Source organism: Rhizobium sp. AC44/96, assembly GCF_001692185.1.
GTDB lineage: Bacteria > Pseudomonadota > Alphaproteobacteria > Rhizobiales > Rhizobiaceae > Rhizobium.
On the sequence record NZ_LXKO01000001.1, the window covers coordinates 538,135 to 551,990 of the forward strand.

Below are 13,856 nucleotides of genomic sequence, written 5' to 3' on the forward strand. Positions count from 1 at the left end.
CATTTCAAAGGAGTTCAACATGGACGCGGAAGCAGCAAAGTTCATCGGTGCAGGCCTCGCTTGCTTCGGTATGGCCGGTACGGCTCTTGGCCTTGGCAACATCTTCGGCAGCTATCTTTCGGGCGCTCTGCGCAACCCGTCTGCCGCTGACAGCCAGTTCGGCCGTCTGGTATTCGGCTTCGCCGTTACGGAAGCTCTGGGCATCTTCTCGCTGCTCGTCGCTCTCCTTCTGCTGTTCGCCGTTTAATTTCGGCGCACTGAAGGATCACGGCCTGCGAACAGCGAGCCGTGATCCTTTGTATTTGCAGTACACCTGGAGGTGAGCATGTTTTTTGTGACCCCGGCTTACGCTGAAGAAGCCCCGGCGGGAACCGCAGAAACTGGTGCAGCGACCGGTACAGACGCGCATGCTGCCCCGGCCGCAGGCGAGGTCCATACCGAGACCGGCGTGCCAGCCGAACACCATGGCGGTGTGTTTCCGCCTTTCGATTCGACGACTTACGCATCGCAGCTCCTGTGGCTGGCGATCACGTTTGTTGTCTTCTTCGTGCTCATGCAAAAGGTCATCGCGCCGCGCATTGGCGCTATCCTGGAGCAGCGCCACACGCGCATCGCACAGGATCTGGATGAAGCTGGCCGTCTGAAGGCAGAAGCCGACGCCGACGTGGCAGCCTATGAAGCCGAACTCGCAGCAGCCCGCGCGAAGGCAAACACGATCGGCTCGGCCGCTCGTGACGCTGCCAAGGCAAAGGCCGAGGCTGATCGCCGGGCAGTTGAAGCAAGCCTTGCTGAAAAGCTGAAGGCTGCCGAAGGCCGCATCGCCGACATCAAGGCGAAGGCTTTCGCTGACGTCGGCACGATCGCCGAAGAAACCGCAACAGCCGTTGTCGAGCAGCTGATTGGTGGCACCGCCGCCAAGACTGACGTCGCCGCTGCCGTTGCAGAAGCCAAGAAGGAGGCTTGATCGTGGAATTTGCATTGGACGCAACATTCTTCGCCTTTGTCGGTCTCGTCCTCTTCCTGGCGCTGGTCGTATATCTGAAGGTTCCGGGTATGATGGCAAAGTCGCTCGACGACCGCGCCGATCAGATCCGCAATGAGCTGGCGGAAGCCAAGCGTCTGCGCGAAGAGGCACAGCACCTGCTGGCCGAATACCAGCGCAAGCGCAAGGAAGCCGAAGCGGAAGCCGCACACATCGTGGCTGCTGCCGAGCGCGAAGCCGACATGCTGACTGCCGAAGCCAAGAAGAAGACGGAAGAATTCGTCGCAAACCGCACCGCGGTTTCCGAGCAGAAGATCAAGCAGGCCGAAGCCGATGCAATGAAGGCGGTTCGTTCCGCTGCCGTTGACCTCGCGATCGCGGCTGCCGAGACCGTCCTCTCCAAGAAGGCCGATGCGAAGGTTCAGTCCGAACTCTTCAGCGACGCCATCAGCCAGGCAAAGAGCCGCCTCAACTAAGTTGAGCGGACAGCTTTCGAAAGGCCCCGCATTGCGGGGCTTTTTTGTTTGTGCAGAGATGTGTGTAGGGGAGGCGCAGATGATCGAGGAGGCCGGCGATGGGCCATTTATCCGCGACGGACTGGTCTGGCGCCGTACGCGCCCCTGGAGCGCAAACGTGCATCTGCTGCTCGCGCACCTGCATGCAAAGGGCTTTGACGCTGCGCCTCGCCCTGCAGGTTGCGATCGCGAATGGGAGCGCGTCACATTTCTGGACGGCAGGACAGCAGACCTGGATCTGGACCAGGATGCGCGCAGCGACCGCGCCCTGACGTCGGCAGCGCGCCTCCTGCGCCGCTATCACGATTGCACCGTGGACTTTGCCGCCGCGCACGCCGGCGCGGTTTGGCAGCTGCCCGCTCAAATACCATTCGAGATCATCTGCCACGGCGATTTCGCGCCCTACAATGTCGTCTTCGCCGGCCAGGAGGTGAGCGGGATCATCGATTTCGAGACCGCCCATCCGGGGCCGCGACAGTGGGACCTTGCCTATGCCGTCTATCGCTGGGCGCCGCTCTCGCTGACCGCTCCGGCTGAATTGTCGGCAACCGACATCGAGATCAGGCGCGTACGGCGTTTTCTCGACGCCTATGGGCTGGCCAATGGTCTGCGAGCCGACGTCATCGATATGGTCATCGAACGGCTGGAAGCGCTGGTCGCTTTCATGGAACGCCAGGCTGCGGGCGGATCAGAAAAGTACCGCGCTCATATCAAGGCCGGGCACGATGAGCTCTATCGCGCTGATATCGCCTATATCAGGCGCCAGAAAGCGGTGATCATTGCGGCGATCGGCTGAGCAAGGCCTACTCGCCGACGAGCTCGGTGCGCCTTAGCGGCCGAAAGGTCATGCGATGCAGCGAGCACGGGCCATGGGTCTCGATGCCGGCGCGATGCTGGGCTGTACCGTAGCCCGCGTGGGCGGCGAAGCCATAGGCAGGAAAGATGATATGGGCGCGGGCCATCATCCGGTCGCGCGTTACCTTGGCGACGATCGATGCTGCTGCGATGGAAACGGAACGCGCATCACCTTTGACCACGGCCTGGCCGGGGCAGTCGAGACCAAGCGGTACATCGAGGCCGTCGGTGAGCACATAGCTTGCCGGGATCGCCAGCCCCCGGATGGCGCGTCGCATCGCATCCAGGCTGGCCTTGCGGATATCCGTCGCATCGATGCGCGTCGCGCTGGACGAGGCAATTGAAACAGTGGCCGTTGCCAGAATCTGCTCGAAAAGCTCTTCCCGCTTCTGGGCGGACAGTTGTTTCGAATCGTTCAATCCGTCTGGAATCCGTTTCGGATCGAGGATCACCGCGGCGGCGACGACAGGCCCGGCCAGAGGTCCGCGTCCGGCCTCGTCCGCACCGGCAACCGGCCAATGCCCAGCCTTGCGCGCCTTCTGCTCCAGCCGGAAATCCGGCACGAGCGGGACGTCTTCGAAAAGCATAGGAGAATCGGGTGGCGTGCGACGTTTCATGCGGCAGAACTTCGCACGCCAACCCGACTTCCTGCAAGTCCCCGGATCAGGGCGGCGGGCCGGGGACCTGGATGCGGACGGGCAGGGGAGCCATCCGCAAAGCTGAATTCATCAGAGCAGCGACAACTGAACTCCGCTGCCATCCGGCGGGACAAAGAGATCGTCACGCAGCGGCATGCTTCGCCTCGTCATGCCGAGCCGCTTCGTCGCCATCTCGAAACGGCGAGCGATCTGCCAGGCGTACGGGCCTGCGCCCTTCATACGTTTGCCGAACTCCGCGTCGTAATCCTTGCCCCCGCGCATCGACCGCACCAGGGACATGACATGGCGGTAGCGGTCCGGATAGTTCTGCAGCAGCCAATCCCGAAAGAGCGGCGAGACCTCCAGCGGCAGACGCAGGATGACATAGCCCGCCTCCAGCGCACCCGCCGCCCGTGAGGCTTCGAGAATGCGTTCCAGTTCGTGATCGTTGAGCGCCGGGATCATTGGCGCGGCCATCACCGAGGTCGGAATGCCAGCCTCGCTGAGAAGCTTCACTGCCTCCAGTCGCCGTGACGGCGTCGAAGCGCGCGGCTCCATCGTCCGCGCCAGCTTGCGGTCGAGCGTCGTGATCGACAGCGACACACGCACCAGGTTCTTGTCGGCCATCTTCTTGAGAATGTCGACGTCGCGCAGGATCAGCGCCGACTTGGTGACGATCGAAACCGGATGGTTGGCCTTCTCAAGCACATCAAGGATCTGCCGCATGATGCGCCATTCCTTTTCGATCGGCTGATAAGGATCGGTATTGGTGCCGATGGCGATGACACGCGGCTTGTATCCGGGTTTTGCCAGTTCGCGTTCGAGAAGCTTGGCAGCATCCGGCTTGGCAAACAGCTTCGCCTCGAAGTCGAGACCGGCGGACAGCCCCATATAGGCGTGGGTCGGCCGGGCGAAACAGTAGATGCAGCCGTGTTCGCAGCCACGATAGGGATTGATCGAACGATCGAACGGAATGTCCGGCGACTCGTTGCGCGTGATTGCCGTGCGCGGCTTTTCGATCTGTACCTCGGTCTTGAAGGGGGGAAGATCTTCCAGCGTCTCCCAGCCGTCGTCAAACGTTTCCCGACGCTGGGGTTCGAAGCGTCCGCCTGGGTTCAAGCCCGCTGCCCGCCCGCGACGCCGGTCCACCTCGATCCGCAGACCGGAGGCAACGAGCATTGCGTCGGCAACGTCTGCCGTATTGGCAGGCGCAAACGCGGCCTGCCCTGCAAGGGACTGTTCGTTCATCGGATTCTCCGTCGACGGAAGACTTTGCTTCCGCCCGTTTTGATGATTAAATTCCTATCGGCAAAATGAGAACAATGCAAGAACAAAATAGGGAAAGTGCCGCTGGCAATTTTTTGTGCGGCGCTTTAAGAATAGGCAATGCTGACTGTTTTACTTGAATGCCAGGATCAGGAGCCTGAACTGGCGCAGACGTTATCGGTGTTGGTTGCAGGCGCAGTGGAGGGGCTCGTCAGTGACGTCGTGGTGCTTGATCACGACTCGCGGGACGGCACGTCGAGGGTGGCCGATGCGGCCGGCTGCCGGTTCCATTCGCAGTGGGATATCAAGGATATACTGGACTCGGCCCGCGGCGAGTGGTTGTTGTTCGTGGAGCCCGGTGCGCGGCCGCAGACCGGGTGGATCGACGAAATCGCGGAGTACATGGCGCTGAACAAGCTGCCGGCGCGGTTTACGGCGTCGCGTGGTTACAGGCGTCCGTTGCTGCAGCGCATCGGCCGCGCGTCGTCTCCCCTGGAGTTTGGATTTCTCGTTCCGAAGAAGCTTGCGATCACGGCAGCAAGAAGCGGGATGCGCCTCTCCGAATTCGCGAAAGGGCAGAAGCTGCGCAAGCTGAGCAGCGAGATGATTCCGTCCTGGGTGGCCCGCGCCGCGCGATAGAAGCCGGGTGCCCGAAGCTATTTCGTTGGCGCGCCGCGTTTCAGGTGCTCATCAAGGCGCGGCATGATCTCCACGAAGTTGCAGGGCATGTGGCGATAGTCGAGCTGAGACTTCAAGATGCCGTCCCATGCATCCTTGCAGGCGCCGGGCGAACCGGGCAGCGCGAAGATGAAGGTCGCGTTGGCGACGCCGGCGGTGGCGCGCGACTGGATCGTCGAGGTGCCGATCTTCTCGTAGGATATGCGGTGGAAGACTTGCGAAAACCCGTCCATCTTCTTCTCGAACAGCGGTTCCAGCGCCTCTGGCGTGACGTCCCGGCCGGTAAAGCCGGTCCCACCTGTTGTGATCACCACGTCGATATCGTCGCGCCTGGTCCAGGCCGTCACTTGCGCTGCAATCGCCGCGACATCGTCCGGGACGATCGCGCGGTCGATGAGCGTGTGCCCCGCATCCGCGATCCGCGCGGCCAGCGTGTCGCCCGACCGGTCGTCGGCCAAGGTCCGCGTATCGGAAACGGTAAGGACCGCAATGCCGACAGGAAGAAATGGGCGGGTTTCATCAAGTCCTGCCATCACTGTTCTCCAACACGTGTCGTCGTTGCCTGGAAGTACCAGTCCGGCCGCCTGCTGTGAAGCGCGCGTGCCGCCGCCTCTGCCTCGGCCACGCTATCGAAAATGCCAAAACACGTAGCACCGGAGCCCGACATGCGCACGAACGTCGCGCCGCAGTCCTTCAGCATGGCTGACACGTCCGCAATAACCGGCAATATGGCTGTCGCAGGCTGCTCGAGGTCGTTGCGCAACGACCCGATCGCGGCGAGCCAGGAACTCCGTGAGCCGATGTCGAGCGGGGTGTTGTCCTTCGTTGCGAGCTTGCGGAAGACTTCTGGCGTCGAAACGGCTTGCAGCGGATTGGCAAGGACCATGGCAAAGGAGGGAAGGTCGCCAACCCGCACGATCGCCTCGCCGATGCCGCGCGCAATCAGCGGCTTGCTGACGAGGCACATGGGAACGTCTGCGCCGAGCCTGAGGGCAATCTCGTCGATCACGTTTTCCGGCAGGGAGGCGTTCCAGAGACGCAGCAGACCGCGAAGCGTCGCCGCAGCATCGGCGGAACCTCCGCCGATGCCCGAAGCAATCGGCAGGTTCTTCTGTAGTGAGATCCGAACCGGCGGCGCCGCGCCGCCAGCGTCAACGACTGTTTGGCGCAGCAGGTCGCGCGCCTTGAGCACGAGGTTCGTCCCGCTCTCGCTTCTCAGGGCGTCACCGAAGCGCCCGGACAGCACGAATTCGTCGGATTGCGCTGGCGAAAATTCTAGCCCGTCGCCATGCTCGGCAAAGGTCACCAGCATATCGAGAAGGTGGTAGCCGTCGGCTCTCTGGCCCGTCACATGCAGGGCCAGATTGATTTTCGCAAAAGCGTCTTCGCTGACGATCGCGTCGCTCTCGCCACCGTTCTCAGACATGGATCGTCAGGACTTCTTGTCGATCGGCTTGGCAACAACCGGCGCCGGGTCGGGCTGCTTCTTGTCCGCAGCCTTGGGTTCCTCGGTGCCGTCCTGCAGGCCGTTGGCTATCTTGTCCTTGATTTTCGGGATCTGGTCGGCTTCCGGTTCGAAGATCAGTGCGCGGTTCCACTGGAAGACGGCTTCGAGCTTGCGCCCGACGCGCCAGTAAGCGTCGCCGAGGTGATCGTTGATCGTCGAGTCGCCAGCCTTGATGGATGCCGCGCGCTCAAGCTCTTCCACGGCATCGTCAAAGCGGTTGAGACGGAAATAAGCCCAGCCGAGCGAATCGATGATGTAACCGTCGTCAGGGCGAAGCTCGACAGCCTTCTTGATCATGGCCAAGCCCTCGTCGAGGTTCTTGTTCATGTCGATCCAGGAGTAGCCGAGATAGTTCAGCACCTGCGGCTGGTCCGGGTTGAGCTCCAGCGCCTTGCGGAAGTTGGGTTCGGCCTGATCCCATTTCTTCAGGCGCTCGTAAGCGATGCCGCGCTGGAAGAACACGGTCCAGGTTTGCTTTCCGGGCAGGGGACCAATGGCTTCGACGGCCTTGTCGTAGTTGTCCGCCATGGCCGCATAGTCCTTGGCGTCGGAAAGCACGCTGCCATAGGCGAGGTAGCTGCGAATGTCCTTCGGATCCGATCCGATCAGGCCCTGCAGGTGCGTCTTGGCTTCATCGACCTTGCCGCTTTCGGCAAGCGCCAGCCCGAGCTGCAGCTCGGAAATGCGGCTCATCGGCGAATTGTCCGGCACTTCCTTGTAGAGCGCGATGGCCCGGTCCATCTGGTTCTGCTTTTCGGCAATGCCGCCCAGCATCACCAATGCATCCGCGCTCACGGGGTCGAGGTTCCGGGCGATCTGCAGATAGAGCGAAACGATGTCCTCGGCGCCGTCACGGTTGAGTGCTCCGGCGAAGGAGAATAGGACGCCTGCAGCGCCCTCCTTGGCAGTCGTGATCTGCTGGGTCTGCTTTTCGCCGTTGTTGATGCTCTGGCGAAGCGCATTGAGCGGTGCGTAGTTGGGAAGCAGGTTGTCGCCGACCGAAACCGTGTCCAGGGCTTTCTGCTTGTTGCCCTGCGAGGCTTCGAGCCGCGCCAGTGCAATGACGGCGCGAACGAACGTATCGGGTGCCGTCGCGGCACCATCCTTGTCGAGGATCGCATCGTTCAGATGCTTGCGCGCCGACCGGACGTCACCGTTGACGATCGCGATCGTGCCCGCGTTGTAGGCCTGGAAGATGTTGAGCCAGTCCGGCCCCTTCATCTTCTCGACGAGAGCTAGCGCTTCCTTGCCCTTTCCGGCGCCCTGGCGCGCCCAGGCGGCCAGCAGGTCGTTCATGACGCGGTCGAGATCGGTCGGCCCGGTCGTCTTGAGCGTTGACTCAGCTGTCTTGTACTCGCCGCGACGAATGGCATCGACGCCCCGTACGATCGTCGCCAGACGCTCGATGCTCGGGTCGTTCTTCAGGTCGTTCGCGTATTTGACGCTGTCCTTTAGGTCGCCGTTCAACAGCAGAGAGATCATCAGGCGCTGCCGGATTTCGGGATTGCCTGGCTCGATCTGCAGCGCCTTCTTGTAAAGGGCGATGGCGGTTTCATAGTCGTGATCGACGTCAGCGGTACGGGCAGCAAGCAGGGCGCCCGCGAAGGTGTTCACGCTGTCGGGGTCAAAGATTGCACTGCTGCTGGCTGCATCAACTTTGGCCGCGTCTTCGGCATTCGCGCCGCCGAACGCGCCAAGTGACAGCATCGCTGCCAAGGCCGCGCTCGAAAGAAGACGAATGGCAAACTTCTGCCGCATTAGAAAACCTTTCTTCCAGGGCAACCGGCCTCGTCCGGCTGCAAAATCAGTTGCAAAGACTGATTCACGTCAGGATGGCTTTTTTGAAGCGGCCCCGCAAGAAATTCAGCCCGCGATCAATGGCGGTCGATTAGTTGACGCGCTCGATGCAGAAATCGATGACTTCCATCAGGGCTGATTTCCATGCCGTGTCCGGAAGTGGGGCGAGCGCGTCCCGCGCTATCGTTCCATAGTGAATGGCCCGGCCGATCGTGTCGGTCAGAGTACCATACTTTGTGATCAAACCGAGCGCCTTTTCGAGATTCTGGTCGCTGCTGTTGCCGTTTTCGATCGCGTCGCGCCAGAACGCACGCTCGTCCTCGGTGCCGCGCCGGTAGGCGAGAATGACAGGAAGCGTGATCTTTCCTTCACGGAAGTCGTCGCCGACATTCTTGCCGAGATCCGCGGCCTTGCCGCCATAGTCCAGCGCATCGTCGACGAGCTGGAAGGCGAGGCCGAGGTTCATGCCGTAAGACTTCAGAGCGTTGCGGCCGGACTTGCCGGCATCGGCAACGATCGGGCCGACTTCAGCGGCAGCGGCAAAGAGAGCAGCCGTCTTGGCGCGGATGACCGCGAGATAATCGTCTTCCGTCGTTTCCATGTTCTTGGCGACGGAAAGCTGCAGCACCTCGCCTTCGGCAATGACGCAGGCGGCAGAGGAGAGCACGTCGAGCGCATCGAGCGAGCCGACATCGACCATCATGCGGAAGGCCTGGCCGAGCAGGAAGTCGCCGACCAGGACGCTTGCCTGGTTGCCCCAGATCATGCGGGCGGTCGATTTGCCGCGGCGCAGATCGCTTTCGTCGACAACGTCGTCATGCAGCAGCGTTGCGGTGTGCATGAATTCGACCGATGTCGCGAGCTTGATGTGGTTTTCGCCGGTGTAGCCGAAGAGTGCCGCGGATGCGAGCGTCAGCATCGGACGCAGGCGCTTGCCGCCGGACGAGATAAGGTGGTTCGCCACCTCCGGAATCATCTGGACGTCGGAGCCTGCTTTCGAAAGGATAAGCTGGTTCACCCGCTCCATATCCGCCTTGGTCAGATCCACCAATGGCTTGACGGATGCCAGTTTGTTTTTGCTTTCTTCAAGCGGTATGACCACGCCCAACGACCCGGACTCCTGTTCACTCATTGAGTTTGACAATAGAAAGGGGCGATAGGCGCGGCAAGGGGTGAAATCGTCGCGTAGCGGAAATTTGAAAGGGATTCCACGGCAAATGCATGAACTTATCCGCGCCAATGATCCTGTGTTGCTGTCTTTTGCCGAGAGCCTGATGAAAGACGCCGGCATTCACTGCCTCATCGCCGACCAGGGCATGAGCGTACTGGAAGGCTCGCTCGGCATGTTGCCGCGCCGTCTTCTGGTCGACGACGACCGCGCCGAACAGGCGCGCCGCATTCTGATCGATGCCGGCCTCGGCAACGAACTGCGGACGCAGAAATGAGCGACACGACGAGCGCGCCGGTGGCCGAAACGGTCGACGCCTTTCATCGCGGCCTGTTCCATGTCCTGCAGCCGAAGGGCAGGGGACATCGATCCGGCATGGATGCGATGCTGCTGGCGGCCCTTGTCGATGATGATCGCGCGATCAAGGTCGCCGATCTGGGCGCCGGTGCGGGTGCAGCCGGTCTGGCTGTCGCTTCGCGGCTGGCGAACGCCGATGTCGTGCTCTTCGAACGCTCGCCCGAGATGGCCGATTATGCCCGGCGCAGCGTTCAACTGACCGATAATGCACATGTTTCTGGCAGGGTTTCCGTCGTGGAGGCGGATGTCACCCTGACGGCGAAGGCCCGCAACGATGCCGGCCTTGTCGATGAAAGCTTTCATCACGTCATCATGAATCCACCCTTCAATGATGCCGGCGACCGCCGGACACCCGACGCATTGAAGGCCGAGGCTCACGCCATGACCGATGGGCTATTCGAGGCCTGGGTCCGTACCGCCGGTGCGATCATGATCCCCGGCGGGCAGCTGTCGTTGATTGCCAGACCCCAATCCATCGCCGAAATCATCGATGCCTGCGGGCGGCGGTTCGGTGGCCTTGAGATAACGGCCATTCATCCGCGTGAGGGGGAGAATGCGGTCCGCATTCTGGTCACGGCGATAAAGGGATCGCGCGCGCGGCTTTCGCTGCGCGCGCCACTCATCATGCACGGGGAGGGGACGCACAAATTCAGCCCCTTCGTGGACGATCTGAACAATGGCCGTAAGGCCTACGCCCGTCGCTAACCGGCGACGAAATCGAAAAGCAGCTTGACGTTCAGTCCTGCGATCAGCACCGCGATCAGGTAGGCGACGCCGCTCAGCCAGCGGGGCGCGACCAGTTCGCCCATCTTCGCCTTGTTCGCGGTGAACATGACAAGCGGGAAGACGGCGAAGGAAAGCTGCAGGCTGAGCACCACCTGTGTCAGGATCAGCAGCTCGGCCGTTCCGCTATCCCCGAACCAGATGGTCACTCCGGCGGCCGGAATGATGGCGAGCGCGCGGGTGATGAGACGCCGCACCCATGGCTGAAGCTTCATCTTCAGGAAGCCTTCCATCACGATCTGGCCGGCAAGCGTGGCCGTAACCGTCGAATTCAGGCCGCAGCAGAGCAGAGCGATACCGAAGAGCGTGGGAGCGATCGCCAGCCCGAGCAGCGGTTCGAGCAGAGCGGAAGCTTCGCCGAGCTCCACGACATCGGTCTTGCCGTTCGCATGGAAGGCGGCTGCGGCAAGGATCAGGATCGACGCATTGATCAGCAGGGCAAAGCAGAGGGCGACAGTCGAGTCGATCGTCGCGTAGGTCAGCGCTTCGCGCTTTTCCGGCAATGTATGGCCATAGGCACGCGTCTGCACGATGCCGGAATGCAGGTAGAGGTTATGGGGCATGACGGTCGCGCCGAGAATGCCGAGCGCCAGGTAGAGCATCTCCGGGTTGGACACGATCTCGGTTGTCGGGAAGAAGCCCTTCAGCACCGCGCCCCATTGCGGATCCGCGAGCAGAATCTGGACCCCGAAGCAGACCGCGATCACGCCGAGCAGCACGATGACGAAGGCCTCGACCCAGCGGAATCCGACTTTCTGCAGGTAGAGAATGAGGAAGACGTCGAGCGCGGTGATCAGAACGCCCAGTTCCAGCGGAATGCCGAAAAGCAGGTTGAGACCGATCGCGGTGCCGATGACCTCGGCGATATCGGTCGCGATGATGGCGATCTCGGCGAAAGCCCAGAGCGGCACCGACACATAACGAGGGAAAGCGTCGCGGCAGGCTTGTGCCAGGTCGCGCCCGGAAGCGATCGCGAGGCGAGCACAAAGCGACTGCAGCACGATGGCCATCAGGTTCGATAGCAGGGCGACGGTCAGCAGCGCATAGCCGAACTTGGATCCGCCGGCGAGCGACGTCGCCCAGTTGCCGGGGTCCATATAGCCGACGGCGACCATGTAGCCCGGGCCGAGGAAGGCTGCCATGCGGCGCCAGCGCGATGCATGCTGCGAACTTCCGACGGAGCGGTAGACATCCGACAGCGAAGCTTCGCCGCGCTCATGCCGCCAGCCACTCTTCGCCTTCGGATTTACGATGTCCATGAAAAGCCTGCCTCTTGATTGTTGAAATCAATATGGCCGATTAGAATGATAATGCAAGTCATTCGCAACAAGAAATGCGATCGGCAGATGTTTTATGTGCGGCCCATTGCGTTTGGCGTAGTGTTGCATACATGGAATGCGTTCGCGCAAATCGATGCAAAGGATTGGAAATGGCCGGATTTTTGAGAAAGCTGATGCCCAAGCGGTTCCGCAAGGAGGGTATCGTCATTCCCGTGGTTCGGCTTCAGGGCGCGATCATGAGCGGAGGCAGCCAGTTCCGACCGGCCCTCAATCTCGCCTCGACCGCACAGGTTCTCGAGAAGGCCTTCAGCTACAAGAGCGCGCCCGCCGTCGCGATCTCCATCAATTCGCCGGGCGGGTCTCCCGTCCAGTCGCGCTTGATCTTCAGCCGAATTCGCGAGCTCGCGCGTGAAAAGCAGAAGAAGGTGCTCGTCTTCGTAGAGGATGTCGCGGCATCGGGCGGCTACATGATCGCGCTCGCAGGCGATGAGATCATCGCCGATCCGACCTCGATCGTCGGCTCGATCGGCGTGGTGTCCGGCGGTTTCGGTTTCCCGGAGCTGCTGAAAAAGATTGGCATCGAGCGTCGCGTCTATACAGCCGGCGAAAACAAGGTGATCCTCGACCCGTTCCAGCCGGAAAAGGAAAAGGACATCGAATATCTGAAGACCCTGCAGCTCGAGATCCACCAGGTCTTCATTTCCATGGTCCGGGAGCGGCGCGCCGGCAAGCTCAAGGATGACGAGACGGTATTTTCCGGTCTCTTCTGGACGGGCACCCGTGGTCTGGAGCTCGGCCTGGTCGACGGACTGGGCGACATGCGGCAGGAAATGAAGCGGCGCTATGGCACGAAAACGAAGCTTGAACTGGTAACGCCGGCGAGGGGGCTTTTCGGCCGCCGTATTCCGGGCATATCATCGGGCTCGCTCGAAGGTGCTGCCTCAGGATTCGCAACTGGACTTGTGGAGACCGCCGAGGAAAGGGCATTGTGGAGCCGCTACGGCTTCTGAGGGAGTGAAAAACAGGCGATATGCCGCAACTGATAATCATGGGCCTGCTGGTCGCGGGCGCCTGGCTTCTCTACCGCCGCTTCGTCGCGGAAGCCCAGAGGCTTTCCGAACGATCGCGCCGCGCCCAGAAGGAGCGGCAGACCGGCGCGATCGGTACGCTGGTCAAGGACCCGGTGACCGGGGAGTATCACCTGAAGAAGGACGATGACGAATAGCCTCATGTCGGCTTGCTTGTGCGGCGAGCGAATTGCTGCAGGTTTGATGCTCGCTCTTTTTCATGATATACAGGAAGGCAGTGTATATCATGAGGTGTGCCATGCAGGTTGCCAAATGGGGCAATAGCCTTGCCGTCCGCATCCCCAGTGTCGTCGTCGACGCGCTTGAGCTGAAAGAAGGCGATGACGTAACAATCCGCGTCGCCGAAGACATGGCGTTTGAGGTTGCGCGCAACGACGTGCGAGAGAGAGCATTTGAACGCATCAAGGCGTTCAAACTGCAGCTTCCGTCGGACTGGAAGTTCGACCGAGAAGACGCGAACAGGCGATAATGGCGGAGGTTGTCAATTTCCTCGACACCAACATCATCGTCTATGCTCTATCAGAGGATAGCAAGGCACCGGTGGCGCAAAGTCTGCTGCTGCAGCCGTTCGCGATGAGCGTTCAGGCGTTGAATGAATTCGCAAATGTCGGACGAAAGAAGCTCAATCTCTCATGGCCTGAAATAGAGAGTGCGGTCGACGCTTTGACGACCATGGCGGCAACCATAAGCAGTTTGGACCTGAGTACGACCAAAGGCGCAATTGATCTGGCCAAGCGTTATAATTTGGCGTTTTACGACGCCACGATGCTGTCGGCGGCGCTGGCGATGGACTGCACGCGATACTATTCCGAGGATTTGCAGAGCGGCCTGATCATAGATGGGCGGATGACTGTCATTAATCCCTTCCTGTAAACGCGCTCGCCACCACTGCCTCCGCGCGAAATGCTTGACCCTCACCGCCGCTCGTGGCACCTGTCGCCC

18 protein-coding genes are annotated in these 13,856 nt (G+C 61.2%); 11 read left to right on the forward strand and 7 right to left on the reverse strand.

Annotated features, from left to right (window positions below; translation table 11 throughout):
* The first annotated feature begins 19 nt into the window (after positions 1-19).
* From A6U87_RS02575 to A6U87_RS02590, 4 genes are all read left to right on the forward strand, one after another.
* Positions 20-247, forward strand: a complete 228-nt coding sequence (locus tag A6U87_RS02575; protein ID WP_015338972.1) for a F0F1 ATP synthase subunit C — start codon at positions 20-22, stop codon at positions 245-247.
* A gap of 78 nt (positions 248-325) precedes the next feature.
* Complete coding sequence (locus A6U87_RS02580) at positions 326-964, forward strand: F0F1 ATP synthase subunit B (protein ID WP_065689658.1); 639 nt, start codon at positions 326-328, stop codon at positions 962-964.
* A 2-nt stretch (positions 965-966) separates the two neighbouring features.
* Entirely contained in the window at positions 967-1,458 is a 492-nt protein-coding gene (locus A6U87_RS02585; protein ID WP_065689659.1) for a F0F1 ATP synthase subunit B, read from the forward strand.
* A gap of 79 nt (positions 1,459-1,537) precedes the next feature.
* Complete coding sequence (locus tag A6U87_RS02590) at positions 1,538-2,293, forward strand: aminoglycoside phosphotransferase family protein (RefSeq protein ID WP_083199253.1); 756 nt, start codon at positions 1,538-1,540, stop codon at positions 2,291-2,293.
* Positions 2,294-2,300: 7 nt separating this feature from the next.
* Here A6U87_RS02590 and A6U87_RS02595 read toward each other — a convergent pair whose 3' ends face one another.
* Positions 2,301-2,969, reverse strand: coding sequence for a ribonuclease HII (locus A6U87_RS02595; protein ID WP_065689661.1), 669 nt, complete (start codon positions 2,967-2,969; stop codon positions 2,301-2,303).
* Positions 2,970-3,080: 111 nt separating this feature from the next.
* Positions 3,081-4,238 (reverse strand): PA0069 family radical SAM protein, encoded by a 1,158-nt coding sequence (locus A6U87_RS02600; protein ID WP_065689662.1) that lies wholly within the window; start codon positions 4,236-4,238, stop codon positions 3,081-3,083.
* Positions 4,239-4,376: 138 nt separating this feature from the next.
* On the opposite strand from A6U87_RS02600, the gene A6U87_RS02605 reads away from it, so the two are divergent.
* Positions 4,377-4,895: a glycosyl transferase gene (locus tag A6U87_RS02605; protein WP_065689663.1), complete on the forward strand. Its 519-nt coding sequence runs from the start codon at positions 4,377-4,379 to the stop codon at positions 4,893-4,895.
* A 17-nt stretch (positions 4,896-4,912) separates the two neighbouring features.
* Here the strand turns inward: A6U87_RS02605 and moaB are convergent, their stop codons facing one another.
* The 4 genes from moaB to A6U87_RS02625 all read right to left on the reverse strand — a co-directional run bounded on the left by moaB (position 4,913) and on the right by A6U87_RS02625 (position 9,346).
* Positions 4,913-5,467 (reverse strand): molybdenum cofactor biosynthesis protein B, encoded by a 555-nt coding sequence (gene moaB, locus A6U87_RS02610; RefSeq protein WP_065689664.1) that lies wholly within the window; start codon positions 5,465-5,467, stop codon positions 4,913-4,915.
* Positions 5,467-6,360 (reverse strand): 4-(cytidine 5'-diphospho)-2-C-methyl-D-erythritol kinase, encoded by an 894-nt coding sequence (locus tag A6U87_RS02615; RefSeq protein ID WP_065689665.1) that lies wholly within the window; start codon positions 6,358-6,360, stop codon positions 5,467-5,469. Before A6U87_RS02615 ends, moaB begins: the two co-directional genes overlap by 1 nt.
* A gap of 6 nt (positions 6,361-6,366) precedes the next feature.
* The gene (locus A6U87_RS02620; protein WP_065689666.1) at positions 6,367-8,199 is read right to left on the reverse strand and encodes a tetratricopeptide repeat protein; all 1,833 of its coding nucleotides are present in this window, start codon (positions 8,197-8,199) and stop codon (positions 6,367-6,369) included.
* Between the two features lie 130 nt (positions 8,200-8,329).
* Positions 8,330-9,346, reverse strand: a complete 1,017-nt coding sequence (locus A6U87_RS02625) for a polyprenyl synthetase family protein (protein ID WP_065689667.1) — start codon at positions 9,344-9,346, stop codon at positions 8,330-8,332.
* Positions 9,347-9,455: 109 nt separating this feature from the next.
* Here A6U87_RS02625 and A6U87_RS02630 point away from each other — a divergent pair, with 109 nt between their 5' ends.
* Both A6U87_RS02630 and A6U87_RS02635 read left to right on the forward strand, forming a co-directional pair.
* Positions 9,456-9,683: a DUF2007 domain-containing protein gene (locus tag A6U87_RS02630; RefSeq protein ID WP_065689668.1), complete on the forward strand. Its 228-nt coding sequence runs from the start codon at positions 9,456-9,458 to the stop codon at positions 9,681-9,683.
* Positions 9,680-10,468: a tRNA1(Val) (adenine(37)-N6)-methyltransferase gene (locus tag A6U87_RS02635; protein ID WP_065689669.1), complete on the forward strand. Its 789-nt coding sequence runs from the start codon at positions 9,680-9,682 to the stop codon at positions 10,466-10,468. The genes A6U87_RS02630 and A6U87_RS02635 overlap by 4 nt, the downstream gene beginning before the upstream one ends.
* On the opposite strand, the gene A6U87_RS02640 is transcribed toward A6U87_RS02635, so the two are convergent.
* Positions 10,465-11,805, reverse strand: coding sequence for an Nramp family divalent metal transporter (locus A6U87_RS02640; RefSeq protein ID WP_065689670.1), 1,341 nt, complete (start codon positions 11,803-11,805; stop codon positions 10,465-10,467). The two genes, A6U87_RS02635 and A6U87_RS02640, sit on opposite strands and share 4 nt — an antisense overlap.
* A 170-nt stretch (positions 11,806-11,975) precedes the next feature.
* On the opposite strand from A6U87_RS02640, the gene A6U87_RS02645 reads away from it, so the two are divergent.
* The 4 genes from A6U87_RS02645 (at position 11,976) to A6U87_RS02660 (ending at position 13,787) form a co-directional block, all read left to right on the forward strand.
* Positions 11,976-12,836 (forward strand): S49 family peptidase, encoded by an 861-nt coding sequence (locus A6U87_RS02645; RefSeq protein WP_065689671.1) that lies wholly within the window; start codon positions 11,976-11,978, stop codon positions 12,834-12,836.
* Positions 12,837-12,856: 20 nt separating this feature from the next.
* Positions 12,857-13,051 (forward strand): hypothetical protein, encoded by a 195-nt coding sequence (locus A6U87_RS02650; protein WP_065689672.1) that lies wholly within the window; start codon positions 12,857-12,859, stop codon positions 13,049-13,051.
* A 101-nt stretch (positions 13,052-13,152) separates the two neighbouring features.
* Complete coding sequence (locus A6U87_RS02655) at positions 13,153-13,383, forward strand: AbrB/MazE/SpoVT family DNA-binding domain-containing protein (RefSeq protein WP_065689673.1); 231 nt, start codon at positions 13,153-13,155, stop codon at positions 13,381-13,383.
* Complete coding sequence (locus A6U87_RS02660; protein WP_065689674.1) at positions 13,383-13,787, forward strand: PIN domain-containing protein; 405 nt, start codon at positions 13,383-13,385, stop codon at positions 13,785-13,787. Before A6U87_RS02655 ends, A6U87_RS02660 begins: the two co-directional genes overlap by 1 nt.
* Positions 13,788-13,856 lie beyond the last annotated feature (69 nt).

Coding starts and splice junctions, on each gene's coding strand:
- A6U87_RS02635 (WP_065689669.1), top strand. CDS start 9,680: ATGAGCGACACGACGAGCGCGCCGGTGGCCGAAACGGTCGACGCCTTT.
- A6U87_RS02615 (WP_065689665.1), bottom strand. CDS start 6,360: ATGTCTGAGAACGGTGGCGAGAGCGACGCGATCGTCAGCGAAGACGCT.
- A6U87_RS02660 (WP_065689674.1), top strand. CDS start 13,383: ATGGCGGAGGTTGTCAATTTCCTCGACACCAACATCATCGTCTATGCT.
- A6U87_RS02630 (WP_065689668.1), top strand. CDS start 9,456: ATGCATGAACTTATCCGCGCCAATGATCCTGTGTTGCTGTCTTTTGCC.
- A6U87_RS02620 (WP_065689666.1), bottom strand. CDS start 8,199: ATGCGGCAGAAGTTTGCCATTCGTCTTCTTTCGAGCGCGGCCTTGGCA.
- A6U87_RS02575 (WP_015338972.1), top strand. CDS start 20: ATGGACGCGGAAGCAGCAAAGTTCATCGGTGCAGGCCTCGCTTGCTTC.
- A6U87_RS02650 (WP_065689672.1), top strand. CDS start 12,857: ATGCCGCAACTGATAATCATGGGCCTGCTGGTCGCGGGCGCCTGGCTT.
- A6U87_RS02595 (WP_065689661.1), bottom strand. CDS start 2,969: ATGAAACGTCGCACGCCACCCGATTCTCCTATGCTTTTCGAAGACGTC.
- A6U87_RS02605 (WP_065689663.1), top strand. CDS start 4,377: ATGCTGACTGTTTTACTTGAATGCCAGGATCAGGAGCCTGAACTGGCG.
- moaB (WP_065689664.1), bottom strand. CDS start 5,467: ATGGCAGGACTTGATGAAACCCGCCCATTTCTTCCTGTCGGCATTGCG.
- A6U87_RS02600 (WP_065689662.1), bottom strand. CDS start 4,238: ATGAACGAACAGTCCCTTGCAGGGCAGGCCGCGTTTGCGCCTGCCAAT.
- A6U87_RS02590 (WP_083199253.1), top strand. CDS start 1,538: ATGATCGAGGAGGCCGGCGATGGGCCATTTATCCGCGACGGACTGGTC.
- A6U87_RS02645 (WP_065689671.1), top strand. CDS start 11,976: ATGGCCGGATTTTTGAGAAAGCTGATGCCCAAGCGGTTCCGCAAGGAG.
- A6U87_RS02655 (WP_065689673.1), top strand. CDS start 13,153: ATGCAGGTTGCCAAATGGGGCAATAGCCTTGCCGTCCGCATCCCCAGT.
- A6U87_RS02640 (WP_065689670.1), bottom strand. CDS start 11,805: ATGGACATCGTAAATCCGAAGGCGAAGAGTGGCTGGCGGCATGAGCGC.
- A6U87_RS02580 (WP_065689658.1), top strand. CDS start 326: ATGTTTTTTGTGACCCCGGCTTACGCTGAAGAAGCCCCGGCGGGAACC.